The organism is Beduini massiliensis, from assembly GCF_000829905.1.
In the GTDB taxonomy this organism is placed as follows: domain Bacteria; phylum Bacillota_I; class Bacilli_A; order Erysipelotrichales; family Coprobacillaceae; genus Beduini; species Beduini massiliensis.
On sequence record NZ_CDPP01000003.1, the window covers coordinates 41,587 to 67,059 of the forward strand.

The window sequence follows — 25,473 nt, forward strand, 5'->3', positions numbered from 1 at the left end:
TTTAGTGTGTAAACGTATGATAAAACATAAATTACTGGCAGTTTATATTAAAATACGCTAAAATTTAAGTAGATTGAATATAAAGGAGAGCAGATCATGAAAACAATTTATATCAATGGAGAGGTCTATACCGTTACTCAAGGTTTCTGTGAAGCCTTTGTCGTACAGGATGATCAATTCCTTTACGCTGGAACTAATGAAGAAGCTTTGCGTCATGCTGATGAAGCCTCAGCCGTTATTGATCTTAAAAATAAATTTGTCACTGCAGGATTTAATGACAGTCATATGCATGTTTTGAATTTTGGATATACATTGAATATGGCAAACTTAGCCAATGCGACTACATCGCTTAGTGACGTATTAGAATGTTTAAAGACTTATATTGAAAAGAACCATATTCCTGAAGGCAACTGGGTGAAAGGGAGAGGGTGGAATCATGATTTCTTTAGTGATGTTCATCGTTTTCCCACTCGCTATGATCTTGATTTAGTGTCTACACAACACCCTATTTTAATCACTCGTGCCTGTGGTCATGTTTTAGTATGCAATTCAAAAGCAATTGAACTTTTAGGATTAACACCAGATATGGAACCTGTTGTTGGAGGAGAGTTTGAAGTCGTTGATAATCAGTTGAATGGTGTGTTTAAAGAAAATGCTTTAAATCTTATTTACAGTAAAGTACCACAACCTACAGTAGAAGAAATAAAAACAATGCTTGTTAAAGCGTTTCATGCATTGAACACATATGGCATTACATCTGCACAATCCGATGATTTAATTGTTTTTGAAAACTATAAAGATATTCTTCAGGCATTTAAAGAATTAGATGAAGAAAACAAGATGACAATAAAACTTTATGAACAATCCCATTTTACTAAACTTGACACCTTAAAAGAATTTTTAAATGACGGCTATAATACCGGAATAGGGACAGAATACTTCAAAATTGGTCCATTAAAGCTGATGGCTGACGGTTCCTTAGGTGCTAGGACTGCCTTAATGTCTGTTCCTTATGCAGATGATCCCTCACGTACCGGAGTTCAGGTATTTACTCAAGATGAATTAAATGAAATGGTAGATTATGCATCAAGTCATGGAATGCAGGTTGCCATCCATTCAATTGGAGATAAATCAGCAGATATGATTATTGAAGCATATGAAAGAACTTTGACAAGACATCCGCGAACAGATCATCGTCATGGTATTGTTCATTGTCAAATTACTCGACCTGATATTTTAGATAAATTTAAAGAATTGGAACTTCAGGCGTATATACAATCCATCTTCTTAGATTACGATATTATGATCGTAGAAGATCGTGTAGGACATGAACGTGCACAAACAAGCTATGCATTCAAAACGTTATTTGATGTCAGTCATGCTTCAAACGGTTCAGATTGTCCGGTAGAACTGCCTGACGTGTTAAAAGGGATGCAGTGTGCTGTTACTCGTTGTTCAACTCATGGACAAGGGCCTTATATTCCCGATCAAGCTTTGAATGTCGAAGAAGCAATACAATCTTTCACAATTCATGGAGCCTATGCCTCTTTTGAAGAAAATTTAAAAGGGTCAATAGAAGCCGGAAAAGCAGCTGATTTCGTTGTTTTAGAACAGTCTCCATTTAAGACAGATGCTTTTAAAATTAAAGATATAAAAGTACTTGCAACTTATCTGAATGGACGTTGTATATACAAGAGTTAACCTAAAATAGTTTCTAAAATATAACCAAAATAAGGGGTGAAATGATTTCCAATCATTAACCTCTTATTTTATTTGTTGATATTGTTAAACAAAACTTGATCTCATTTAATAGTTTTTGATTTTATCGTTGCACTTTTGTCAAGTTTCTACAATAAGCTATAGATAAATTTTTGGTTATAATATATAATCTAGTCGTAAAATTATTTTGAGGAGGAAAATGATATGAAGAAATTATTGAGAAATCTAGCAGTCGTAGCTTTAGTATTGGGAGTATGTAGTTTTGATCCTATCCGTGGTATTCCATGTGATCATCAACATGATGCTGAATGTGGATACAACGAAGAAACAGGAGCAGGATGTACACATACACATGATGACGGTACTATTAAGCCACTTGACAATGGAGAAGGACCTTTAGGTTAATAATGAGAAATTTAACTTTTAACGAAAGACTCTTAATTATATTTAAAAGAAGAGAGTGTGGATTGACCGTTAGTCAGTTAGCAGATCAACTCCATATGAGTAAAAGTAATCTCAGTAGAATAGAGAATGGCAAAATAATGGTTTCTGATGAAAATGAGAAATTATTAGAGGAGCGATTCTCTATTAACTTTTCATTGGGAGAAAGATATTTAAACGAATACAATGTGGTAGCTGATAGAATCATAAATATGTTGATTTTTTATAAACTTTTTGATGAATATTCTAAGGATAAATTAGAATGTACACATAATAATGTGCTTAAGTCAGTTGCATACCCTTATTTTATGTTAATTAGATTATTTGTTTATTCAGTAAAAAATATTGAGCATAAATTTGTTGGTAAATATTTAGATGTATTTGAAAGGCTGACACCTTATCTTGATGAAAAACATTGTAGATTATTTTATATGTCAAAGGTGAATTTTGAGTATTTTAATAAAAATTATGAAGATGCAATATTATTGTGTGACTTTATAGAAGAAAATTATAGCCATGATGAATTGCTAGATTCATATTTATATCATATTAAAGCCATAACTTATGGATGCCTTGGAAAAAAGATAATGACATTAAAAACGTTGGACGAAGCAATATTTTATTCAATGAAAACAAATAATATTGTTAGAAAAATTGCATTAAATATTACAAAAGCAAATTATAAACGTTTAAGAGGTGAGTATAAACAAGCACTGATCATTGATCAGGAAACTATTGAATATAGTGATGGTCATAATGTTCATATATATGATTATATTCTAAATAGAAATATTGCTTGGACATATTATTTATTAAAAGATTATGTAAGTGCATTAAAATATTATAGTATTGCTGAGACATATGATATAGATAATGATTTATGTTTTATGAAAGCACTTTGTAGTTATCGTTTAGGCTTAAGAAAGCAATGTGAGGAATATTTATTGAGGGGAAGGCGGGCTAAAAATTCAGGAGTATCTTTTCCCTATTTGTTAGATTGGCTTGAACTTATGCTTAATAAGAGATATAGTAAAAAAGCTGAACAGAAATTATTGTATTGTTTACGAAAATTTAAAGAAACAATGCATATAGACAGTATAAAGAATATTTATATTTTGCTGATTGACCATTATTCTGTTCATCAAGAATGGGATAAAGTATCTTTTTATGAAGAAAAATTAACTTTATTATTATCTGATGATTAAGAGTTGCATAAATAATAATTGCAGTTTGTTGTATAGATAAGTTTCTCTAAATAATATATAATATAACTATATATGAGTTAAACATACTGTATGTTTTAACATTAAATTGTTAAATTATTTGATAATATCAAATATAAAAAAGGAAGAAACCAATGAGAACTTTAACTTATAACGAACGAATTTTTATTATATTTAAACGAAGGGAAGCGGGGTTAACCGGCTTAGCATTATCAAATCAAATTTTAATGAGTAAAAGTAATTTGAGTAGAATCGAAAATGGAATAATAATGGCTTCAGAGGATAATATAAAATTATTGGAAGAGCGTTTCGATATTGATTTATCTTTAGGTGAGGAGCCATTAAATGACTTTATAGAGTTATCAAAAGAACTGGTATATTTATTGATTTTTTATAGAATATTTGAAGAGTATCCTAAAGAATGGTTTGAAACACCGTCTAGTAAGATTGTCAAATCTGTTGCTTATCCAATGTTTATGCTAATCAAATTATTTGTATACTCTGTGAAAAATATTGAAATGGAATTTGTTAAGAAATATATTAATGTCTTTGAAAAAATAATCAAATATTTTAGTCCTTACTATCAGAAAATATTTTACATATCTAAGATGAACTATTTTTATTTTCTCAAAAAATACAATGAGGCTTTAGATATTTGTGAATTTATTGAAAGTGAATTTGAACAAAATGATTTAATCGATTCATTTTTATTTCATGTCAAAGCTATTATATATGGTTGTTTTGGGAAAACAGAAACAGTAATTAAAACTTTGGATCAAGCTATCGTTTATTCTAATAATTCTAATAATAAGGTTCGTTTAATTGCTTTATTTATAACTAAAGCAAACTGTAGACGATTAATGAAAGATTATGAATTGGCTCTTGAACAAGATTTAAACACTTTAGAATATGCCAAAGAACATAATGTACATATTTACGATTATATCTTGCTACGCAACATTGCATGGACATATTATCTGATGAATGATTATGAAAATGCAATCAAACGTTATAAGATTGCTGAGAAATTAGATATTGACGATGATTTATGTTTCATTACAGCTTATTGCTGTTTTAAGCTGGCAATGGATTGTGAAAGTCCTAGTCGCAAACTTGACCTAAGAAATCAATGTAAAGAATATTTGGATAAAGGAAGAAGGGCTAAGAATTCTGGTATTGCCTTTCCATACTTAATTGACTGGTTAGAATTAATGTTGAATAAGAAATACAGTGTTAAAGCTGAACAAAAGCTATTATATTGCTTGAAGAAGCATGAGACAACGATGCATGTTGACAGCAGAAATAATATTTATAAATTTCTGATTGAGCATTACGAATATCATCAAGACTATAAAAATGCGGATTATTATCGTAAAAAATTGCAAAATGGGTAGAGGGTATTGAATAGAATACCCTTTTTTAATAAAATAATTAAAAAAAGTTGAGTAAATTTTATAAAGAAATAGAATAGATAAGTAAGAGAGAGTTTGTTGAAAAGTTTCTTAAAAAATATCCTATTTTTTAGTGAATTATAAAATCATTCTTTTTACTTTTTAATTCGACGGTTTTTGCGTTTCCTGTTGCAACGACCTGCCAAATTGTTGAGTTATCGAAAAGATGATGATATTATCGTAGTCAAGAAGTGGGCATTTATTTTATAAGACAATTCATAACTCTAAGGGAAAAGAGTCTTCATAGTAATTGTAATGATTACCCTTATTTTATACCTAATGACACTTAAAAACTTATTCTTTTCCCAAACCTATTCGCACTTATATTGTTTGTTCTGTCTTGTGAAGTAATAACCTACTTCTTTTTTTATTTATATGAATATACAGCTTTGTATGTTGGGATAAACAGAATCTTTTTAATTATTAGATATAAAAAAATGAGCAGTGATCTGCTCTTTTTGTTTACTCTTTACTAAATACACTCCAAATGACACAACATAGTATAAATACGACCGGTTTTAAAAATAAATGCAATAAGCTGCTGACACCATTACATGCCAAATAGCTGATGATGAGATAAATAATCCCAAATACAACGGTATGAATCAGTGGCTTTGACGGCACAAAGTGAATAAACAGATAACTTCCGGCAATAATAACAATATAAGACGTCACTAAGATGATCATATTATATGTGGCGCTGCTTAATGGCAACAGATAGGTAATGGTTACCATCAATAGTGATATGATCATAAATAATCCAAAAATAAATGTTAAAGTAAAAAGATATGGGGTCAAGTATTTTTTCATAACGATCCTCCTTAGGGGTGTGCCAATGGAATATATAATTATTATATTAAAGAGTATATTTGTTTATGTGTATTTAATTTGTTTACTGCGATTTTTAGGAAAGAAAGAGTTTAGTCAGCTTTCGGTCTTTGATTTTGTAGTCTTTTTAATTATTGCAGAATTGATGACAATGTCATTTGATGAGACATTGCCGGAAATGGTGGATTCCGTCATTGCGACATTATCTTTGGTGATCCTTGATAAAATAAGTTCTTCTTTATCATTGACGAGCAAGAAGTTGAGAGATTTTTTAGATGGAACACCGTCTTATATTATCACCAACGGAAAAGTGAATCAGAAAATGATGCGTAAACTTAAATATAATGTTGATGCCTTATGTCAGCAGTTAAGACAGCAACAGATTGGCAGTATTTCAGAAGTGGAATTTGCCATATTAGAGACAAATGGTACTCTGTCTACCTTATTAAAGAAAGACTGTCAGGTTGCGCATCCGGAACCCGTCATTATTGATGGGGAAATCATCAAAGACGTATTAACGACTTTGAATAAAGATGAAAACTGGTTAGTCAACGAATTAAAGCGTCACCATGTTCAAGATTATCACGATGTATTTTATTGTGTGGTTGAAAAGGAACGCCTATTCTTTATTATGAAATAAAGATTTGTTTTATACCTTGGTTGATGAAATTACAGGCACAAAGATGTGCCTGTTTTTTAGTGGAATAAAGCACGATAGACATTCCATGCACTTAAAATCAAAGTGATGCAGATTCCAATCAATAAGGTAATCCCCATTGCCAAAATCTTAAATTGCGGCGTTAACACAATGAGCAAGATGACTTCCATGACACATTCCGCAACACTGATATAAAACATTGTCTTGTTTTTATCTAAAGCCTGAAGCAGAGCGCTTAATGGCGTTTGCAGATAGAATAAGATAAAAGGAATACTGAGGTATTTTAAATATTGCCAGCCGGAAGTGGTATTATAAAGGAAAGACAGGCATTGCTGAGGGAAAAAGTAAAAAATGAAAGTAAATGGCAAAGCAATTAAAAAGCAGACAAACAGACCGGTATAGAGATATTTCAACGTGGTTTTGCGGTTATCCAGATGTTCCAAAAAGATAGGAAGCAAGATGCGGTAAATGACAGTTGTAAAAAAGGTGGGAATCGTAATTAAACTCATGACATAGCCGCTCATCATTCCGTATTCGATCTGAATCTGAGTGGATTGATAACCGATTGATAATAAGATCGTCGTAATGATGATCGGTTCTAAGAAACCGGCAACCGAGTGAAGCAGGCGGCTTCCGGTCATCGGTAAACTGATTCTGAAAAAATCATAATATAAATGTGGTTCGCTGAAATCAAACATTTCACGTTTTCTTCTTGGCTTGACATAAAAGAGAAGATGCAGAACAGAAGCCAGTTCCCCTAAGCTCATTGCGACAAATGCCAAGGTGACTAAAATAGGCATTGAATAATCAGTGAAGATCATTAAAAAGGCAATAGTAAAAGCTAAACGGGACACTTCTTCGGTAATCTGTGTTTTAGCAATGACCTTATGCTGTTGTCTGCCTAAAAAATAATTTTTAATAACCGCACTTAAACTTGTTAAAGGGATAAACAGGATCAACGATTTAAGCGGCAGCAAGGTATCCGCATTTTTAAGCATATTGGTGGCGATAAATGGAGAAAAAATAGTAAACAGCAGCATCATTAAACAAGTGGTAATGGTAGTGATAAAAAAACCGGTGGTCATGACTTTCTTATTCTTATATTGCGGATCAGCTATCAATTTAAAAATCGCACTGGGAATGCTTAGTTGAGATAAGGTAATCCACAAGCCTAAAGTCGGCATAATCAGCATATAGAGACCAAATCCTTCGCCGCCTAATAAACGGGATAAGATGATTCGGTTAATGATGTTGAAGATTTTTGAAAGAGCAGTCGTAAAGGATAAAATAAAAAAAGCTTGAATTGTTTTCTTTTTCATAAAGCAAGACCTGTATTTTGGTACATATTAAGGACCACCTTTCCGTATGATTGTAAAAGATACATTACATAGGTATTCGGCTTGATAATTAAATATACATGAAGAAGACGAATAAAAAGGCAATCGGTTATGAGGTTAGAAACATTTAAAAGTCACGTAAGCTGTGATAAGATAGAATTAAGGGAAATAAAGAAAGTTAGTGAAACAAATTGACGAAAGAGGGGGAACAATATGAAAAAAAGATATGGGAAGTATTCGATTATTGTTCTTATGGTTCTCATTTTGATGTTGGGTGGTTGTTCCATAGAAGGAAAAGTACGTTTTTTAAGAGTCAGTATTACGGAAACGATTTTAAACCTGCACTCTGCTAAGCAAGTATGGGTCAATGATATGGTTAATGAACAGCATTATCAGATTGATCAGTTCAACTTAGAAGTGGAAGAGGGAGACCTTGAAAAGGTTGAAAATAATGATGGGTATGATTTGATCTTAGAATTCTCTGCTTACTATTTTGGACGTTATTATCATTTACAGCTCTTTAAGCAGGGAGAATCCTATATTATCGGGACGGTATGCTTTATGGCAGGAAAAAGCATTCCCCTCACTTACAGCAATCAGACCTATTATGCAGCTTCTGCAAAAATGGTCGAACAACTAATGAGAAACTGTAAAACTTTTGAGGAAGATAGAGAGTAAAAGTAAAGGAATAATGGTCATTTTTTATAATCAAAGCATAAACTAACGAAAATAAACCTTTCCATATGTCGAAATATCATTTATAATATCATTTATAAGAGTTTAGTGAGTGAAAGTGGTGGTTTTGAAAATGATTTTGTCAGAAAAGCAAATCGAAGATTTGGATGTTCTACTGGCATTAAAAGTTAGAGAATTTAGAAAAGAAAATATAAAATCGATTGATAAGAGTCAAATTAAAGATTATCTTTTTTCAATCAAATGGAAAGCGAAAAAAAGACTGGAAACATGTGATCTGGTAGATGATGTTTTTGCAGTTAGTTCTGCCCAGATATTTGAATATATGAGTCGTAAAGCGATTCAGGATGCAGCCACTTTAAAAATTGATGATTTTATGGATTTAATTGCGAAATAGCTGAGTAAAATCAGCTATTTTTTTTGGAGGATAATATGGAATGGAAAAAATTTAGAAGTGAAAACTATCATCACTATCAAGACCGTTATCAGACTAATAGTCTGTTAAGCAAAGTGCTGGATCAACGCCAAATGAGTGAAGAACAGATCAAGCAGCTTGGTAAGATGGTGTTTCATGATTATGAATTGTTTGCGGAAAGCCAAGAAGTGATTGAACGTATCTTAGAGGCGATTGAACAAGATGAATCAATCTGTATTTACGGAGATTATGACTGTGATGGTATTTTAGCGACAACAATTCTAGTCAAAGCCTTTAAAATGTTAGGAAAAGAGGTAGGTTATCATATTCCGAATCGTTTTGTGGATGGCTATGGATTAAATGAAGCCAGAGTGCAACAAATGTATGAAAAAGGGTATACTTTGATTATTACTGTGGACAATGGTATCAAAGCTATGGAAGCGATTGACCTTGCAAATGAATTAGGGATTGACGTGATTGTGACAGACCATCATGCATTTAGCGATGATCTGCCTAATGCTTATGCATTCTTACATACAAAACTATCACCGTCTTATCCTTTTAAAGAGATTTCCGGTGGAGTGGTTGCTTATAAATTGGCGTATCGTCTATTGGGAAAGCATGACCGTTATTTATATTGTCTTGCGGCCATTACAACAATCAGCGATATGATGCCGCTCGTGGATGAAAATAAAGCAATGGTTAAAAAAGCCTTGATGCTGATGAAAGAATGTCACTTCCCGGCAATTGATTTGCTTTTAGGGGATAACATCGTCTACAGTTCGACTTCCATCGGTTTCAATTTAGCCCCAAAGATTAATTCGTTTGGGCGATTACCAGAAGAAGTCAACCCGGCGAACTGTGTTAAATATTTTTTGATAGGAGAACACCCGAATCCTTCACAGCTTGCTTTCCTGCAAACATTTGCCAATAAGGCAAGAGCGATCAATTCCAAAAGACAGACGATGACGAATCAGTTGTATGGCATGCTGAAAGAAGAAATAAAGAAGGAAGATGATTTTATCTTTCTTTATGAACAGCCGGTTCATGAAGGCTTAATTGGGTTATTAGCCGGTAAGTTTACAAAAGAATATAATAAAGTCAGTTTTTTAATGAACTATGATGAAACCAATAATGTATATAAAGGATCAGCACGTTCACTTGGTGGTTTTAAACTCAATGAATTTTTAGAGACTGCCAGTGAAGATTTACTGTTTTATGGAGGACATGCATTAGCTGCAGGATTTACGGTTAAATTTAACTGTATTCCTTCTTTCTATGAAAAAGTCAAGAATGCTGTGGAACAGACAGAGTTTCAAGAAGAAAATAAAGAATGCATCGTTTTAGATGAAGAAGATATCACTTTGAAAAATGTTGCTTCTTTACGTTTGCTGGAACCTTTTGGCAGCTGCAATGAAGAACCGATCTTCTGTATTGAAGATGTTTTGGTAGCAAGAAAGAATGTGCTTAGCGGCGGTAAACATTTAAAGATCAGCTGTATCAAGGATCATGTGAGCTTTGATGCTATCTGCTTTAACTGCAAAGATTTGATCGAACAGGTTAATGAAGGAGAAAAACGCACTGTCATTGGTCAAATTGCGATTAATGAATACCAAAATCGACAGTATATTCAAATAATTTTAAAGGATATACTTTAAACAAACGATTGGGTTTGATATAATTTTAAGTATACTAGGAGGAAAAAATATGGACTTCAAACAATATATTGCAGATATACAAGATTTCCCTATCGAAGGGGTTTTATTTAGAGATGTGACACCATTAATGAAAGATCCAAAAGCATATCATGAGGTGATTGACCAAATGAAAGCTTATGCCATCAGCAAAGAGGCAGATATTATTGCCGGACCGGAAGCCAGAGGGTTTTTATTCGGCTGTCCTGTGGCTTATGCGATGGAAGCAGGTTTTGTACCGGTTAGAAAACCGGGAAAACTGCCTCGTGAAACGATTAAAGCAACATATGAATTAGAATATGGACACAATACGTTAGAAATGCATAAAGATGCGATCAAAAAAGGACAAAAAGTCGTTTTGATCGATGATTTATTGGCAACCGGAGGAACTATTGAAGCCAGCTGTAAGATGATTGAAGAATTAGGCGGGGTTGTGACCGGAATTTGTTTCTTAATCGAATTAGAAGCTTTAAAAGGCAGAGAAAAATTAAAAGATTATGATGTGTATTCTATTTTAAAATATTAGTTCTGACATATTTTTAAACTAGGCATAAGATAGAAGGGGTGAGTATCATGGTGAAAATCAAACAAGCAGGAGATCCGATGAGTTTTGATGATGTCTTGGAATTAGTTTCGACATATATCAAAAATGATGAAAGCATTGATCTGATTAAACGTGCATATGCGTATATTATGGAAAAACATGCCGGTCAAACAAGAAAAAGCGGAGAACCGTATACGATTCATTTGATTTGGGTTGCTTATATTTTGGCGAGCCTGCAAACCGGACCAATGACCATTGCCGCCGGATTACTTCATGATGTGATGGAAGACTGTGACGTTTCGCAAGCGGAGATGATTGAGCGTTTTGGATCTGAAATCACAACGTTGGTTGAAGGAGTAACGAAGATCACCAAGATGCAGTTTAAAGATGAAGCGGATGTTTATGCTGAAAATCACCGTAAGATTTATATTGCGATGGCAAAAGACATTCGAGTCATCTTAATCAAATTTGCCGATCGTCTGCATAATATGCGTACTTTGCAATATATGCCGGAGCATAAGCAAAAGCGTATTGCCAAAGAGACATTGGAAGTTTATGCACCGATTGCTCATCGCTTAGGGATCAACGATATCCGCATTGAGCTGGAAGATTTAAGTTTATACTACCTAGATCCTGTGCCTTATCATGAGATTTCCGAATTATTGGAGATTAAGCGTGATGAAAGAAAAGAAGCCGTCGAAGCGATGATGGAAAAAGTCAGAGAACTGCTTGACCAGCATCATATTCAATATCGTATCTTAGGACGTGCTAAACATATTTACAGTATTTATAAAAAGATGGTCATCAAGCATAAACGTTTTGATGAACTGTATGACTTGAATGCCTTACGTATTATTACTGATAATGATAAGATGAAATGTTATGAAGTATTGGGAATTATTCATGAATACTATCGTCCGTTGCCGGGACGTTTTAAAGATTACATTGCCATGCCAAAGCCAAACATGTATCAGTCTTTACATACGGCCATTATCGGCGAAATGGGGCAAATCTTTGAAATTCAAATTCGTACCGAAGAAATGGATGCGATTGCCGAAAGAGGGATTGCAGCCCATTGGCGTTATAAAGAAAACGGACAGTATTCAAGTAAGATGGAACAAAAAGAAATTGGTGAGAAGCTGCAATGGCTGCGTGAATTCATCAGTTTATCTGAAGATATCAAAGATGGTGATGCTAAAGAATATTATGATTCCTTAAGACAGGATATCTTTGAAGCGAATGTTTATGTATTATCCCCACAAGGGAAGATCATCGAACTGCCAAACGGTTCAACGCCGATTGACTTTGCCTATCGTATTCATACAGAAGTAGGTCATCATGCGGTCGGAGCTATCGTAAATGGCGTTATCGTTCCAATCAATACGGCTTTAAAAACCGGGGATGTTGTCGAAATCAAGACCAATAAGAATTCTTCCGGACCGAGTGAGGACTGGCTGAAAGTGGTGCATACTGCCGGAGCCAGAAACAAGATTCGTCAGTTCCTTTCTCAAAAGGAAGCAGAAAGCAGAAAAGTTTTTATTGAAACCGGCAAAAAATTGCTAAGAGAAGAAGTAAAAAAACGTGAACTTGACGAAAAAGTGTATTTAGACGGAGAAATCTATAAATCTTATTATAGTTCTTTTGGAGCAAAATCCTTTGACGAACTGCTTTATCAGATCGGCAGAAAAGCAATCACCGCTTATGCGTTATTAGATCGTGCTAATCCGAAGCGAAGCAGCTTTATCGACAGTATTTCCAAAATGCTTCAAAAAAACAATACAAACAACGATCGTGACAAAATGGCAAATGCTACCGGTGTAGTAGTCAGCGGCATGAGCGGATTGAAAATTCAGCTGAGCAAATGTTGTAACCCGATTCCGGGCGATGAGATTATCGGTTTCGTTTCAAAAGGTCAGGGAATCAAAGTGCATCGAAAAGACTGTCCGAATGTCAAAGGTCCGGATATGAAAAAGCGTTTGATCGATGTTTACTGGGATTATGCTTCTTTAATGGCGAAAAAATATGAAGTGGAATTTACCATTGATGCGACCGATCGAACAAATTTACTGACAGATATCATTAACACGTTAGGACAATCTAAAATTAATATCTTGAACATTCATGCGGATGTGGTGGATACCAGAGCGATCATTAATTTGAAAGTAACGGTAGAAAATGGCGAACATTTAAAAACTGCCTTTGATAATCTGCATAAGGTTCAGGGGATTTACGGGATTGAAAGAACGATTCATTAGCACTTCTTTTGAAGTGCTTTTTCATAACTTGGCATGAATTATGAAATAATGATTATACTAAAAGAGAGGTCTTAAAATGAAAAAAATAGTGATGGGTTTAATTGCTCTTTCAGGGGTTGTTATCGTGGCTTTTGCTTTTCTTTATAATAAGAAAGGAACGGAAATTGTGCCCTTAAAAGATACGGCAGTTATGGTTGAATTGCCAAAGAAATATCAGAATGATTTTTCCAATGTATCGACACCTGCCACTTCCGTTCCAGTCTTTATGTACCATTATTTTTATGATGAAACGACTGAAACTCCGGAAAACGGAAATTTCTACAGTATTCAAAAATTTGAACAGCAGCTGGCTCATTTTAAAGAAGAAGGCTATAAAACATTGACTATGGAAGAACTATACGATTGGCTGGAAGGAAAGATCGAAGTACCGGAAAATTCAGTCGTGATTACGATGGATGATGGATATCATTATACGTATGATATGGCATTGCCGTTATTAGAAAAATATGGTTTTGTGGGAATCAGCTTTGAGATTACCTCCGCTCCTGAAGATTATGCATCACGCTTGTCGCATCTTAATCTGGAATTAGAGAGCCATACGCATAATATGCATCAAGGAACTTGCCCGGGTATGAAACCAATTCAATATGGGGCCATTCAATGTCAGGATTTTGACTCTGCAGTAGCGGATATGAAAACTTCAGCTGAAACAATCGATCAGCCGATTGCCATGGCTTATCCTTTTGGAGGATATGACGGACAAGCTAAAGCTGTATTGAGAGCTGCCGGATATAAATTAGCATTTACCACCCAATATGGAAGAGTGGAAAGAGGCATGGACTATTTGGAATTGCCAAGAGTCAGGATGTCAACAGATTCGTTTTATTATTAATTCATTCTGATTGACAAGATATTAGAAGTATGATATAAAATGATTAATATCAATCCAATGAAAAAGAGAGCGTTATTATAAAGTGGTAAGAGACGGGTATCAAGGCTGAAAGTACCTGCATGGTTAATGACGGAGACACTTTGGAGGAGCTATTAAAAGCATAGCCGTTTGTCGCGTTAAGACCTTAAGTGCATGAGAGATCATGAATTAAGGTGGCAACGCGTGTAATACGTCCTTATTTATAAGGGCGTATTTTTTATTTAAAGGAGGAGAAAGAAATGGCATACAGCGCACCAAGAGGAACAGTGGACTTGCTTCCACAACAAACAAAAAATTGGCAGTATTTAGAACAACTATTACGTACGATTGCCTTTAACTACAACGTCAAGGAAATTCGTGTTCCAATCTTTGAACATACCGAATTATTTAACCGAGCAGTAGGCGATACGACGGATGTTGTATCAAAAGAAATGTACACCTTTAAAGACCGTGGAGACCGTTCTTTGACTCTGCGTCCCGAAGGAACAGCCGGAGTGGTCAGAGCGTTCGTTGAAAATAAACTTTATGTGAATCCCGATAAATTAACAAAGCTTTACTACATGGGACCAATGTTTCGCTACGAACGTCCGCAAAAAGGGAGACAACGTCAATTCCACCAATTTGGAGTGGAAATGTTGGGACTGGAAAATCCCGAAGTGGATGTAGAATGCATGGTTATGGCAGTGACGATCATTGAATCGTTAGGATTGCAGAACGTTAAACTGCATATCAATACATTAGGTGATGAAACCAGCCGCGAAAATTATCGTCAGGCATTGATGAATCACTTTAAACCGGGATTGAATGAATTGTGCGGAGATTGTCAGGCTCGCTTTGAAAAAAATCCTTTGCGTATTTTAGACTGCAAAGTAGATAAAGCACATCCGTTGATAAAGACAGCCCCTAAGACGATTGATTATTTAACTTTGGAAGCAAAAGCGCATTTTGAAAAAGTATGTGCTTTGTTAGATGATCTGGAAATTGATTATCTGGTGGATACTAATTTAGTCAGAGGATTGGATTACTACTGTCATACTGTTTTTGAGGTAATCAGTGAAGATCCGACTTTCGGCAATGCCGCTACTTTAGGCGGAGGCGGTCGCTACAATAAATTAGTTCAGGAAATGGGCGGACCGGAAACACCGGGTGTCGGGTTTGCCTTTGGAATGGAACGTTTAGCCTTAGCGTTAGATCAGATGGAACCGGAGGAAGAAGATGCCTTGGATATTTACATCATGCCGCTAGGACAAGAGGCCAGAGACTTATCTTTGCAGATCGTTACAATGTTAAGAGCTAATGGATTTAGCTGCGATATGGATTATGCCAATCGATCAATGAAAGCAATGTTTAAAACAGTCGATCGCTTACAGGCACACTTTGCGATAATTATCGGAGAAGAAGAAGTCAAAAATGAAGTCGTCAACATTAAATGTACGCATGATAAAGTACAGGAAACAGTACCGTTAGAAGATATTGTTGCTTATATTGAACATCATTTAGAAGGGGGACATGAGCATGAATAGAACACACCATAATGGGGAATTAAGAATTGAAAATGTAGGAGAAATCGTTGAATTAAAAGGATGGGTCGCAAAAAAGAGAAACCTTGGGGCCTTAGTCTTTATTGATCTGAGAGACCGTTATGGCATTACTCAGGTTATTTGTGATGAATCCATGGAGACGGTTACAAAAGAAGTGAAAAATGAATTTGTGATTCATGTGGTAGGAAAAGTGGTGGAAAGAAGTTCAAAGAACCCTAAGATGCCAACCGGAGATATTGAAATTGAAGCGACGAAGCTGGATATCATTTCCCCTGCCGCATTGACACCCATGATCATTGCCGATGAAACAGACGCTTTGGAAGAAACACGTTTAGTCTATCGTTATTTAGATTTACGCCGTCCTAAGATCCAACAAAATATCTTATTGCGCCATCAAATCACAAAAAGTATTCGTCATTATTTAGATGATTTGGATTTTGTGGATATTGAAACCCCTTATTTAACTCGTTCTACTCCGGAAGGAGCAAGGGATTTCCTTGTCCCCAGCCGTGTCCATAACGGAAAATTCTTTGCCTTGCCGCAGTCACCTCAGCAGTTCAAGCAGTTATTGATGATTGCCGGATTTGAAAAATATTATCAGATCGCCCGCTGTTTCAGAGATGAAGATTTAAGAGCCGATCGTCAATTGGAATTTACTCAAGTCGATGTCGAAATGTCATTTATGAATACCGACGAGATCTTGGCAGTCTGTGAAGGAATGATGGCAAAAGTCATGAAAGATGTCAAAGGCATTGATCTTCCTTTACCATTAAAACGTATGACTTGGCAAGAAGCAATGGAAAGATATGGTATCGATAAACCGGATATTCGTTTCGATTTAGAATTGGTTAACTTAAATGAAACAGTAAAAGATGTTGATTTTGTGGTTTTTAAATCGGCTTTAAATGCAAACGGACATGTAAAAGGGATCAACGTCATCAATCAGGCGGCTCATTATTCACGTAAAGCCTTAGATAAACTGACCGATATCGCTAAAACATATAAAGCAAAAGGTTTAGCGTGGATGAAAGTGAACCAAGGCAAAGCAGAAGGACCGATCGCTAAATTCTTTAATGAAGAACAAACCCAAGCGTTATTGGAAGCTATGAATGCCCATGACGGAGACTTGCTGTTGTTTGTTGCAGACGCTAAATATGAAGTCGTATGTGATGCTTTAGCGGCTTTGCGTAACCATTTAGGAAAAGAATTAAACTTATATGATCCGGAATCATTTGCTTTCTTATGGGTAACGGATTTCCCAATGTTTGAATATGATGAGGAAACTCAGCGTTATTATGCAAAACATCATCCGTTCACACGACCAAAAGAAAGTGATTTGGAGCTGATCGAAAAAGATCCGGCAAACTGTTTGGCAGATGCATATGATATCGTGTTAAATGGATTTGAATTAGGAGGAGGATCTATTCGTATCCATGAACAGGATTTACAAAAACGTGTCTTTAATGCATTAGGCTTTAGTGATGAACAGATTCAAAGACAGTTTGGTTATTTTGTTGAAGCCTTTAAATACGGAACACCGCCTCATGGTGGATTTGCCTTAGGTTTGGACCGTATTGCAATGCTACTGACACAGTCAGAATCATTACGTGATGTCATTGCTTTCCCTAAAATTTCAAGCTCTAGCTGTCCGATGACTAAAGCACCGACAGCCGTAGATCAAGGGCAGTTGGAGGAATTAGGATTAGAGGTGATCGCAGATGATGAAGCTTAATCGTTTGGAAAAAGTCATTGACAAGATGAAAGAAAAGAAGATGGATTATATGATCATCAGTGATCCTTCTTCTATTCACTATCTTTGTGGGGTCAATAATCACCCCGGTGAAAGAATGTATGTGTTATTGATTGATGCAAAGGGCAGCCATCGTTTATTTTTGAATAAATTATTCTTTGTTTTGCAAGATGTCGGAATTGAAAAAGTTTGGTTTTCAGATACTGATGACAGCATTGCTTTATTGGCTGATGCCATGCAGTCAGAGACAACGATTGGTATTGATAAATTTTGGCCCGCCCATTTCTTATTAGCCTTGCAAGAAAAAATGCCAAACAATACATTTATCAACGGATCCAGCGTTATTGATGAAGTCCGTATGGTGAAAGAACAAGATGAAATTGAGACAATGATGCATGCCAGTCAGATCAATGACCAAGCGATCGAACGATTGATCGCCACACTTCAGCCCACCGATACAGAACTGAGCATGAGTGAGCGTTTATTGGCTATCTATCAGGAATTAGGAGCCAGCGGACATTCTTTTTCACCGATTGTTGCTTTTGGTAAGAATGGTGCAGATCCTCACCATGGAAATGATGAAACGCGTATTCAATCGGGGGATTCGATTATTATCGATATGGGGTGTTTGTATCAGGACTACTGTTCCGATATGACCAGAACTTTCTTTTATCAATGTGTCAGCGATAAACAAAAAGAAGTCTATAATATCGTTAAAGAAGCAAATTTAAAGGCTCAGGCGATGATCAAACCGGGAGTGCGTTTATGTGATATCGATGCAGCTGCCCGTGATTATATTACCGAAAAAGGATATGGTGAATACTTTACCCATCGACTTGGTCATTTCATTGGCCGAGATGTTCATGAATACGGCGATGTATCGAGCCAGTTTGATATGAAAGTGGAAGCGGGAATGATTTTCTCCATTGAACCGGGAATTTATTTGCCAAATGAGTTTGGTGTACGTGTGGAAGATTTAGTGGTCGTGACCAAAACCGGTTGTGAAAGCTTGAATCATTATTCCAAAGAATTAAAAATAGTAGATTAACAGCAGATAAATTCTGCTGTTTTATTTTTGTTACTAAATCTTTTTAACTTGATTTTAATTTAGCGTATAATAGAGATGGATAAAAAAAGAAAAAGGTGAGTATATGAATTTGTTGTTTTTTTTGAAATCTAAATCAGATGTAACGTATATTGATGAAAGCAATACGGCCAGACAGGCTTTAGAGACGATGAAGCATCATGGCTTTACGGCAGTGCCGGTTGTCAGTGACGATGGCCGCTATGTAGGAACGATTACAGAAGGTGATTTGTTATGGGAGATTTTAAAACATGATCCTTTTGAATATAAAATGAGTGAACATATTTATGTAAAAGACATGATTCGTCAGCAGTTAAATCCTGCTGCAAGGGTCGATACGTCAATGGCAGATTTGCTGCTGATGGCGACAAAACAGAATTTCATTCCGATTATTGATGATCGTAAACTCTTTATCGGTATTGTTACCCGTAAAGATATTCTGCAGTATTATTACCGCTTGCATTATGTAGAAAATAATCCAAAGCAAATCGCCGAAGAATATCAAAAATAGTTTTATAAAAATCGTATTTATGCTATTGTTAAGATAGACATAAATGGAGGAGAAATACATGTATTTAGGAATTGATATTGGTGGAACGTTCATCAAATATGCACTGGTTGAAAAAGATTATACGATTACTAAAAAATGGAAAAAAGAAACCAAGCTATGCAAGACGAAAGATGAATTTTATGATTATCTTTGCGAAGGTCTAAACGAATTAGATGTGGAATGTATCGGGGTTAGTGCGCCGGGGGTCATTGACAGTGATTCTACTGTTTTATCGAAAGCGGCTCGCAATGTCAGAATCATGATGCATCATCGTGTCAACGAAGAAATAAAGAGTCGTACCGGAATCAAGACAGCGACGATGAATGATGCAAAAGCAGCCGGTTACTGTGAATTGATGATTGGTAATGGAAAAGGGACGTCTTCAAGCGTATATTTCGTCATTGGTACCGGAATCGGCGGATGTGTTTGTGATCGTGAGGGTGTCATCCAAGGCGTGAATAATATTGCCGGAGAATTCTCTAACATTCCAATGGGCTATGCTGATGGAAAGATCTTAGGATTATCAAATTTGGCATCCATGAGTGCTTTGATTAACATTTATAACAGCATGAGTGAGACTCAGCTGACCTATGGAACAGAAGTATGCGAACGCTACCTGGCAAAAGAAGCTGCAGCTGTGAAGGCTATGGATCAATGGTGTTTAAATATCTGTTTAGGGCTTTTTAGTATCGTGATTTTCTATAATCCGGAAGTGATCTGTTTAGGCGGAGGAATCAGTGAAGAAGACTGGTTTATTGACAAGGTAAGAGAGACTTGGAATGGATTGGAACGTCCGTTCAAAGATTTAACGACGACAAGGATCGACCGTTGTCTTTATAATAATGACGCTAATTTATTAGGCGCCGTATTATATGCAACAAAACATTAGGGAAATAGGGCTCTAATGTTTCTTTTTTTTGTGATTGTGATAAAATAGTTCTAGAGGTGAGAATAATGTATTATTTTATAGGTGTAAAAGGTTCGGGAATGGCATCCCTGGCAAGAATTTTATATGAACTCGGGTATGAAGTTACCGGAAGTGATATTGACAAATATATCTTTATTGAAGAAGATTTAAGAAATAAAGGCATTCCTATCTATTCTTTCAACAAGGAGAATATTAAAGATGGGTATAAAGTCATTATTGGGAATGCGTTCAATGATGACCACGAAGAAGTAAAAGCGGCATTGGAAAATCCCAATGTGGAATGTTATCGCTATTTTGACTTTTTAGGAGAGATGATGGATCGTTATGATTCGATTGCCATTGCCGGAACACATGGAAAAACCACCACGACCGGAATGGCTTATCATCTGTTTAAAGACTATGATAAAACGACAGTGCTGATCGGAGATGGAACCGGATTTGCAGAAAAAGACAGCAAATATTTTATTGCGGAGTCATGTGAGTATCAGGATCATTTCCTGCATTATCGTCCTAAATATGCAGTAATCAACAATATCGAATATGATCATGTGGATTATTTCAAGACGTTTGAAGATTATAAGCAGGCATTTGAAAATTTTGCCAATCAAGTAAAAGATACGGTGATTATTTGGGGAGATGATCCTTATTTGCCTAAGCTTCATATTCAAACAAGAACATTGTCTTTTGGGTTAAACAAAAACAATGATGTTCAAGCAATAAATTATTTACCGACAGAAGAAGGCATGAGTTTTGATGTGATGATTCACGGTGAACTGTTTGGACATTTCAATCTGCCTTATTTTGGGAAGCATATGCTTCAAAATGCTCTCGCTAACATTACTTTAGGTTATTTAGAAGGGATGGAAGCAGAATATATTAATGAACGTTTAGCCTCATTTGATGGTGTAAAGCGTCGTTATAGCGTGAAAAAAATTGGTCATAATATATATGTTGATGATTACGCTCATCATCCAACAGCTATTCGTATGGTCATTGAGGCGACTCGTGTGCGTTATCCGTATAAAAAGATCGTGGCCATCTTTAAACCAGATCGTTTTTCAAGAATCCTGCGTTTTGCTAAAGAATTCGCTGAAGCAATGGATCTTTCAGATTATCCATATTTATGCCATTTTCCGGAAAATGCGGCGAAAGAACCGGGAATTGACATTGATATTCATGAGATCGGACAATATATTCCAAGGGCAAAGATTATTCGTGAAGATATATCTTCTGCTAAACAGCTTGCAGAGTATGAAGATGTTGTCTATTTATTTATGAGCAGCAAAGATATTTATAAGTTCGAAGATTTAGTGATAGAGGCGAAGAAAGCGGAAATTTAATACATTTATTGCATAATGAAAGCGACTGTGCAATAATAAACTTAAGAGAAGAGGTGGATATATGAGCGCATTGCAGATAAGCCAATGTATCGTTTTATTAGCAGGTGCGTTTGCCTTGCTGGCACTCGGTTTTGTCTTTATAAAATTAGTCAGCACGATCGAGCGTCTCAACATGACGATCGACCGCTCCAATCAAACAATCGATAAAGCCAATCTGATGATTGATGACATCAATTATAAATTGGATATGATCAATCGTCCTTTTGAAGCGATTACACGATTGTTTGCCCCATTTGGCGGGAAAAGCAAGTTCAGGAAAAAATAGGAGGATATAAATATGAAATTAGGAAAATTTATTGTTGGTTTAGGTGTTGGGGTGATTGCCGGAATGTTATGTGCACCTAAAAAAGGCAGTGAAATGGTAGAAGACATTAAAGAAGGTTCTAAGAAAGCTTACGATAAATCAAAAGACCTGACAAAAGAGGATATCGTAGGCATGATCAGTACAACTGCAGATAAAATGAAAAAAGCTGTAGAAGATTTCGATGCTGAAAAAGTAAAAACTTCAACTAAAGAAAAATTAACAGATGTTAAAAGCAGCTTAGATGAATTAGTACAAAAAGCAAAAGATAATGAATCATGTCAAGAAGTATTGGAAAGAATCGATGATCTTTCTCAAAAAGCAATGGAAAAGATTAACGAATACAAGGAAAAAATTATCGAATACGGTCAAGATGTATATGATGATATGAGTGATGAAATCGACGAAGAATTAGATGATGTTAAAGAAGAAATCGATGACTTATTAGAAGAAATTGGTGAAGAAAAGTCTGATACAGACAATTCTGACAAAGATAATGGATAAAAAGGTAACCATTTATGATGTAGCTAGAGAAGCGAATGTTTCCCTAGCTACAGTTTCCAGAGTTATCAATGGGTCAAGTGTTGTTAAACAGGCAACCAAAGCCCGCGTTTTAGAGGTCATCGAACGATTAGATTTTAAACCTAACGAAATTGCCAGAGGATTGGCAAAAAGCAAGACAACGACGATCGCTGTTGTTTTTCCGCAGTCATTATTTGCTCATGTAAAAGATATGATCGGTGGGATTGGAGATACAAGCCGTACTTTAAAATATACGGTGACATTCCATACAACAGATGATATCGGTGAAGATAACATGGTCAATGAATTAGTGGAAAAATTAGTTAAATCAAGAGCTGATGGTGTTATTCTTTTTAACAATGAATTCTTAGAAGAAGAAATTAATCAAATTTCTAAATATAAAATTCCGATTGTAGTCGTAGGAGATTACATGGCAGGAGATAATTTAGGAAGCATTCATACGAATGTGAAGCAGGCAATCTACGATATTACCTGTGAGCGCTTGGAGAAGGGGATTGATGATATCTTATTTGTAACGACACATCAAAACTTGTTAAGCGATGAAGAAATGATAAGCGGAATCCAAGAAGCCTATGCGAAATACAATAAAACTTTTGATCAGATTTTAGAAAGTTCTTCTGAATATGAAGAAAGTTACAAACAATTTCAGGAGTATTTTAAAACTCATAAACACCAGCTGGTCATTGCAACCAATGATAAAGAAGGGGTGGCAGTCATCAATGGGGCGACCGATAACCAGATTTCAATTCCTGATGAAATGGAAGTCATTGGGATGTTTAATACCACTTATGCCTTGATGTCAAAGCCAACGCTGACAAGTATTAATATCCCTATTTATAATATGGGAGCTTTAGCTGTTCGTCTTCTGACAAAAATGTTGAACAATGAGGAAATCGAATCGAATGATGTCGAAGTGAAATATATTTTAATTCAGCGTCAGTCAACTAAATAAAAAAGAAAGCAGCGTGGTCTGCTTTTTCTTTTTGAATTCTGTTTGACAAAGTGAAATAAACCATATATAATCCAATTATACGCTGAAAGAGAGAGGTTCAAAGGAAATGGGCAGAGAACTCGTGGTTGGTGAAAACGAGTCTGGAATTTGATCTATACACTCTGGAGTTTCTAAGTGAAAAGCTTAGACGGGTCATGTCGTTATGCATGAATGAGTGCATGTGAAAGCATGAATAAAGGTGGTACCGCGAGACTTCGTCCTTTGGATGAGGTTTCTTTTTATTTTGAGGAGGGTAATATGAAAATTTATGATGAATTAGTGTGGCGTGGATTGATCAAAGATATCAGTTCACCAGAGTTAGAAGAAAAATTAAACAATGGAGGATTAACCTTTTATATTGGCACCGATCCAACCGGAGACAGTCTGCATATCGGACATTTTTCTTCTTTTTTAATCAGCAAACGTTTAAAAGATGCCGGGCATAATCCGATCTTATTGGTAGGCGGAGCGACTGGATTGATTGGAGATCCAAAACCGGATACAGAAAGACCCATGATCACAAAAGAACAAGTGACGCACAATTTTAATTGCTTGAAAAAACAGGCACAGGATATTTTTGGCTTTGAAGTAGTGAATAACTATGATTGGTCAAAGGATATTAACTTTATTGATTTTCTAAGGGATTACGGAAAATATTTTAATATCAACTACATGTTGTCAAAAGAAATTATTAAAAGCCGTTTAGATATGGGAATTACATATACAGAATTTTCTTACATGATCATGCAGGCTTTAGATTTCTTATGGCTATATGAAAACAAAGGTTGTACAATGCAGGTTGCCGGACAGGATCAATGGGGAAATATTACTGCCGGAATTGAATTGATTCGTAAAAAGACAGGTAAAGAAGCTTTTGGATTTACAATGCCATTACTGACAAAGAGTGATGGAACGAAATTTGGTAAAACAAACGGGAAAGCAATCTGGCTTGACAGAGAAAAAACATCGCCTTATGAAATGTATCAATTCTTTATCAATTCCGAAGATGATAAAGTCATTGATTACTTAAAATTCCTAACTTTCTTAACCCCGGAAGAAATCATGGATTTAGAAGAGAAAAACAAAACCCAACCGCATTTACGTGAAGCACATAAAGCTTTGGCAAGAGAAGTCATCACTTTCCTTCATGGAGCAGAAGCTTATGATGAAGCTGTGCATATCAGTGAATTACTGTTCTCTGGAGCCATCAGTGAATTAAGCTTAGCACAGGTAAAAGCCTGCTTGAGTGGTGTACCGACATCTCAAACAAGTGATGATTTAAACATCTTAGATGCTTTGATTCTTTCCGGTGCAGCAAAAAGCAAGCGTGAAGCACGTGAATTTACAAAAGGCGGATCTGTATTAATCAACGGGAATAAAGTTACTGATGAAACCTTTACCGTAAAAAAAGCAGAAGCATTCGGTGAAGAAATGACAGTCATTCGTCGTGGAAAGAAAAACTATTATTTAATTCAACACGTGTAAGATATCCAAGAGGATATCTTTTTTTGTAAAAAGGCGGGAGCAAGAAATCTTAATGTTAAAGTGGAGATAGAAGGGATATAAAAAAACCTCAATCAATAAAAGGAGAAAAAAGATGAAATAAGTAAAATGTATTGAAGTGAAACTTGAATGAAGATAAGATGTTTTTGGTTGAGGAATAAAATATAAATTTGAGGGAATCGAAAAGTTCATTTATAAAATGCTGATAGATGGTTGAGATGATAAAGAGTATGTTCCACTGGAAACAAGGAGAGCCGGAGATATTGAAAAATAATCTTTAATCTTTCAAAAAGAGACCACAATATATAAAACAATTAGGGAGAAATGATAATGAAAAATGAAAAAGTATATCAAATGAAATTTTCCAAAATTTATCCGTTACTTGTAAGTAAAGCGGTAAAAAAGGGACGAACTCAATCCGAAGTAGACGAAGTGATCATTTGGCTTACCGGATATAGTGAAAGGAAGTTAGAAGAATTAGTGGAGTGTGACATCACTTATGCCGAGTTTTTTAACCAAGCTCCGCAACTTAATGCGAACAGACATTTGATTAAGGGATCCATCTGTGGAGTTAAAGTAGAAGAGATTGAAGAATCTTTAATGCGAGAGATTCGTTATCTGGATAAATTGATTGATGAATTATCTAAAGGGAAAAAGATGGCAAGTATCCTCAGACAATCATAATCTTGATAA

At 35.4% G+C, this 25,473-nt stretch carries 24 protein-coding genes and 2 other annotated features; of the genes, 22 read left to right on the forward strand and 2 right to left on the reverse strand.

The genetic code is table 11. From position 1 onward, the window contains the following. Nucleotides 1–96: 96 nt before the first annotated feature. The 4 genes from BN1225_RS01930 (at nucleotide 97) to BN1225_RS01945 (ending at nucleotide 4,777) form a co-directional block, all read left to right on the forward strand. Nucleotides 97–1,701 carry an amidohydrolase gene (locus BN1225_RS01930; RefSeq protein WP_041138156.1) on the forward strand — a complete coding sequence of 535 codons (1,605 nt, stop codon included), beginning with the start codon at nucleotides 97–99 and terminating at the stop codon, nucleotides 1,699–1,701. Nucleotides 1,702–1,923: 222 nt separating this feature from the next. Further along, entirely contained in the window at nucleotides 1,924–2,124 is a 201-nt protein-coding gene (locus tag BN1225_RS01935; protein ID WP_041138157.1) for a hypothetical protein, read from the forward strand. 2 nt (nucleotides 2,125–2,126) lie between these two features. Beyond that, on the forward strand, nucleotides 2,127–3,365 hold the full coding sequence (locus BN1225_RS01940) for a helix-turn-helix domain-containing protein (RefSeq protein WP_074434785.1): 1,239 nt from the start codon (nucleotides 2,127–2,129) through the stop codon (nucleotides 3,363–3,365). A 152-nt stretch (nucleotides 3,366–3,517) separates the two neighbouring features. Further along, a complete protein-coding gene (locus BN1225_RS01945) occupies nucleotides 3,518–4,777 on the forward strand; it encodes a helix-turn-helix transcriptional regulator (RefSeq protein WP_041138159.1) in 1,260 nt (419 codons plus the stop codon). A 519-nt stretch (nucleotides 4,778–5,296) separates the two neighbouring features. Here the strand turns inward: BN1225_RS01945 and BN1225_RS01950 are convergent. Then, nucleotides 5,297–5,644, reverse strand: coding sequence for a hypothetical protein (locus BN1225_RS01950; protein ID WP_041138160.1), 348 nt, complete (start codon nucleotides 5,642–5,644; stop codon nucleotides 5,297–5,299). A gap of 25 nt (nucleotides 5,645–5,669) precedes the next feature. Between BN1225_RS01950 and BN1225_RS01955 the strand changes: the two genes are divergently transcribed. Further along, nucleotides 5,670–6,302 carry a DUF421 domain-containing protein gene (locus BN1225_RS01955; RefSeq protein ID WP_041138161.1) on the forward strand — a complete coding sequence of 211 codons (633 nt, stop codon included), beginning with the start codon at nucleotides 5,670–5,672 and terminating at the stop codon, nucleotides 6,300–6,302. A gap of 56 nt (nucleotides 6,303–6,358) precedes the next feature. On the opposite strand, the gene BN1225_RS01960 is transcribed toward BN1225_RS01955, so the two are convergent. After that, nucleotides 6,359–7,639: an oligosaccharide flippase family protein gene (locus BN1225_RS01960; protein WP_041138162.1), complete on the reverse strand. Its 1,281-nt coding sequence runs from the start codon at nucleotides 7,637–7,639 to the stop codon at nucleotides 6,359–6,361. Nucleotides 7,640–7,870: 231 nt separating this feature from the next. Between BN1225_RS01960 and BN1225_RS01965 the strand changes: the two genes are divergently transcribed. From BN1225_RS01965 to BN1225_RS02045, 17 genes are all read left to right on the forward strand, one after another. Continuing rightward, nucleotides 7,871–8,335, forward strand: coding sequence for a hypothetical protein (locus BN1225_RS01965; RefSeq protein WP_041138163.1), 465 nt, complete (start codon nucleotides 7,871–7,873; stop codon nucleotides 8,333–8,335). 130 nt (nucleotides 8,336–8,465) lie between these two features. Then, nucleotides 8,466–8,747, forward strand: coding sequence for a post-transcriptional regulator (locus tag BN1225_RS01970; RefSeq protein WP_041138164.1), 282 nt, complete (start codon nucleotides 8,466–8,468; stop codon nucleotides 8,745–8,747). A 35-nt stretch (nucleotides 8,748–8,782) separates the two neighbouring features. Next, a complete protein-coding gene (recJ, locus tag BN1225_RS01975; RefSeq protein WP_041138165.1) occupies nucleotides 8,783–10,423 on the forward strand; it encodes a single-stranded-DNA-specific exonuclease RecJ in 1,641 nt (546 codons plus the stop codon). A 49-nt stretch (nucleotides 10,424–10,472) separates the two neighbouring features. Further along, nucleotides 10,473–10,985 (forward strand): adenine phosphoribosyltransferase, encoded by a 513-nt coding sequence (locus tag BN1225_RS01980; RefSeq protein ID WP_041138166.1) that lies wholly within the window; start codon nucleotides 10,473–10,475, stop codon nucleotides 10,983–10,985. Between the two features lie 47 nt (nucleotides 10,986–11,032). Beyond that, nucleotides 11,033–13,258, forward strand: coding sequence for a RelA/SpoT family protein (locus BN1225_RS01985; RefSeq protein ID WP_041138167.1), 2,226 nt, complete (start codon nucleotides 11,033–11,035; stop codon nucleotides 13,256–13,258). A 76-nt stretch (nucleotides 13,259–13,334) separates the two neighbouring features. Then, nucleotides 13,335–14,150, forward strand: coding sequence for a polysaccharide deacetylase family protein (locus tag BN1225_RS01990; RefSeq protein WP_052466223.1), 816 nt, complete (start codon nucleotides 13,335–13,337; stop codon nucleotides 14,148–14,150). Between the two features lie 48 nt (nucleotides 14,151–14,198). Next, nucleotides 14,199–14,390: a binding site (T-box leader), on the forward strand. Nucleotides 14,391–14,428: 38 nt separating this feature from the next. Beyond that, entirely contained in the window at nucleotides 14,429–15,712 is a 1,284-nt protein-coding gene (gene hisS / locus BN1225_RS01995; protein ID WP_041138168.1) for a histidine--tRNA ligase, read from the forward strand. Beyond that, nucleotides 15,705–17,462, forward strand: a complete 1,758-nt coding sequence (aspS, locus tag BN1225_RS02000) for an aspartate--tRNA ligase (protein WP_041138169.1) — start codon at nucleotides 15,705–15,707, stop codon at nucleotides 17,460–17,462. Before hisS ends, aspS begins: the two co-directional genes overlap by 8 nt. Then, nucleotides 17,449–18,528 (forward strand): M24 family metallopeptidase, encoded by a 1,080-nt coding sequence (locus tag BN1225_RS02005; RefSeq protein ID WP_317621624.1) that lies wholly within the window; start codon nucleotides 17,449–17,451, stop codon nucleotides 18,526–18,528. Before aspS ends, BN1225_RS02005 begins: the two co-directional genes overlap by 14 nt. 121 nt (nucleotides 18,529–18,649) lie before the next feature. Continuing rightward, nucleotides 18,650–19,075: a CBS domain-containing protein gene (locus tag BN1225_RS02010; protein WP_242857682.1), complete on the forward strand. Its 426-nt coding sequence runs from the start codon at nucleotides 18,650–18,652 to the stop codon at nucleotides 19,073–19,075. 58 nt (nucleotides 19,076–19,133) lie between these two features. Next, a complete protein-coding gene (locus tag BN1225_RS02015) occupies nucleotides 19,134–20,003 on the forward strand; it encodes an ROK family protein (protein WP_242857683.1) in 870 nt (289 codons plus the stop codon). Between the two features lie 65 nt (nucleotides 20,004–20,068). Continuing rightward, nucleotides 20,069–21,382: a UDP-N-acetylmuramate--L-alanine ligase gene (gene murC, locus BN1225_RS02020; RefSeq protein ID WP_041138171.1), complete on the forward strand. Its 1,314-nt coding sequence runs from the start codon at nucleotides 20,069–20,071 to the stop codon at nucleotides 21,380–21,382. A gap of 61 nt (nucleotides 21,383–21,443) precedes the next feature. Beyond that, the gene (locus BN1225_RS02025) at nucleotides 21,444–21,707 is read left to right on the forward strand and encodes a DUF948 domain-containing protein (RefSeq protein ID WP_052466227.1); all 264 of its coding nucleotides are present in this window, start codon (nucleotides 21,444–21,446) and stop codon (nucleotides 21,705–21,707) included. Between the two features lie 12 nt (nucleotides 21,708–21,719). After that, the gene (locus BN1225_RS02030; RefSeq protein WP_052466232.1) at nucleotides 21,720–22,247 is read left to right on the forward strand and encodes a DUF2397 family protein; all 528 of its coding nucleotides are present in this window, start codon (nucleotides 21,720–21,722) and stop codon (nucleotides 22,245–22,247) included. Further along, entirely contained in the window at nucleotides 22,240–23,238 is a 999-nt protein-coding gene (locus BN1225_RS02035) for a LacI family DNA-binding transcriptional regulator (RefSeq protein ID WP_041138172.1), read from the forward strand. Before BN1225_RS02030 ends, BN1225_RS02035 begins: the two co-directional genes overlap by 8 nt. Nucleotides 23,239–23,311: 73 nt before the next feature. Then, nucleotides 23,312–23,503: a binding site (T-box leader), on the forward strand. A gap of 32 nt (nucleotides 23,504–23,535) precedes the next feature. Beyond that, complete coding sequence (gene tyrS / locus BN1225_RS02040; protein WP_041138173.1) at nucleotides 23,536–24,762, forward strand: tyrosine--tRNA ligase; 1,227 nt, start codon at nucleotides 23,536–23,538, stop codon at nucleotides 24,760–24,762. A gap of 348 nt (nucleotides 24,763–25,110) precedes the next feature. Then, nucleotides 25,111–25,464 (forward strand): DUF2200 domain-containing protein, encoded by a 354-nt coding sequence (locus BN1225_RS02045; protein WP_041138174.1) that lies wholly within the window; start codon nucleotides 25,111–25,113, stop codon nucleotides 25,462–25,464. Nucleotides 25,465–25,473: the final 9 nt, after the last annotated feature.

What these genes read in the sequence shown, in the direction of transcription:
- aspS (WP_041138169.1), top strand. Translation starts at nt 15,705, where the DNA reads ATGAATAGAACACACCATAATGGGGAATTAAGAATTGAAAATGTAGGA.
- BN1225_RS02015 (WP_242857683.1), top strand. Translation starts at nt 19,134, where the DNA reads ATGTATTTAGGAATTGATATTGGTGGAACGTTCATCAAATATGCACTG.
- BN1225_RS01965 (WP_041138163.1), top strand. Translation starts at nt 7,871, where the DNA reads ATGAAAAAAAGATATGGGAAGTATTCGATTATTGTTCTTATGGTTCTC.
- BN1225_RS01970 (WP_041138164.1), top strand. Translation starts at nt 8,466, where the DNA reads ATGATTTTGTCAGAAAAGCAAATCGAAGATTTGGATGTTCTACTGGCA.
- BN1225_RS02030 (WP_052466232.1), top strand. Translation starts at nt 21,720, where the DNA reads ATGAAATTAGGAAAATTTATTGTTGGTTTAGGTGTTGGGGTGATTGCC.
- murC (WP_041138171.1), top strand. Translation starts at nt 20,069, where the DNA reads ATGTATTATTTTATAGGTGTAAAAGGTTCGGGAATGGCATCCCTGGCA.
- hisS (WP_041138168.1), top strand. Translation starts at nt 14,429, where the DNA reads ATGGCATACAGCGCACCAAGAGGAACAGTGGACTTGCTTCCACAACAA.
- BN1225_RS02005 (WP_317621624.1), top strand. Translation starts at nt 17,449, where the DNA reads ATGATGAAGCTTAATCGTTTGGAAAAAGTCATTGACAAGATGAAAGAA.
- BN1225_RS01930 (WP_041138156.1), top strand. Translation starts at nt 97, where the DNA reads ATGAAAACAATTTATATCAATGGAGAGGTCTATACCGTTACTCAAGGT.
- BN1225_RS02035 (WP_041138172.1), top strand. Translation starts at nt 22,240, where the DNA reads ATGGATAAAAAGGTAACCATTTATGATGTAGCTAGAGAAGCGAATGTT.
- BN1225_RS01945 (WP_041138159.1), top strand. Translation starts at nt 3,518, where the DNA reads ATGAGAACTTTAACTTATAACGAACGAATTTTTATTATATTTAAACGA.
- tyrS (WP_041138173.1), top strand. Translation starts at nt 23,536, where the DNA reads ATGAAAATTTATGATGAATTAGTGTGGCGTGGATTGATCAAAGATATC.
- BN1225_RS01940 (WP_074434785.1), top strand. Translation starts at nt 2,127, where the DNA reads ATGAGAAATTTAACTTTTAACGAAAGACTCTTAATTATATTTAAAAGA.
- BN1225_RS01985 (WP_041138167.1), top strand. Translation starts at nt 11,033, where the DNA reads ATGGTGAAAATCAAACAAGCAGGAGATCCGATGAGTTTTGATGATGTC.
- BN1225_RS02025 (WP_052466227.1), top strand. Translation starts at nt 21,444, where the DNA reads ATGAGCGCATTGCAGATAAGCCAATGTATCGTTTTATTAGCAGGTGCG.
- BN1225_RS02045 (WP_041138174.1), top strand. Translation starts at nt 25,111, where the DNA reads ATGAAAAATGAAAAAGTATATCAAATGAAATTTTCCAAAATTTATCCG.
- BN1225_RS01950 (WP_041138160.1), bottom strand. Translation starts at nt 5,644, where the DNA reads ATGAAAAAATACTTGACCCCATATCTTTTTACTTTAACATTTATTTTT.
- BN1225_RS01935 (WP_041138157.1), top strand. Translation starts at nt 1,924, where the DNA reads ATGAAGAAATTATTGAGAAATCTAGCAGTCGTAGCTTTAGTATTGGGA.
- BN1225_RS01980 (WP_041138166.1), top strand. Translation starts at nt 10,473, where the DNA reads ATGGACTTCAAACAATATATTGCAGATATACAAGATTTCCCTATCGAA.
- recJ (WP_041138165.1), top strand. Translation starts at nt 8,783, where the DNA reads ATGGAATGGAAAAAATTTAGAAGTGAAAACTATCATCACTATCAAGAC.
- BN1225_RS01955 (WP_041138161.1), top strand. Translation starts at nt 5,670, where the DNA reads ATGGAATATATAATTATTATATTAAAGAGTATATTTGTTTATGTGTAT.
- BN1225_RS01960 (WP_041138162.1), bottom strand. Translation starts at nt 7,639, where the DNA reads ATGAAAAAGAAAACAATTCAAGCTTTTTTTATTTTATCCTTTACGACT.
- BN1225_RS01990 (WP_052466223.1), top strand. Translation starts at nt 13,335, where the DNA reads ATGAAAAAAATAGTGATGGGTTTAATTGCTCTTTCAGGGGTTGTTATC.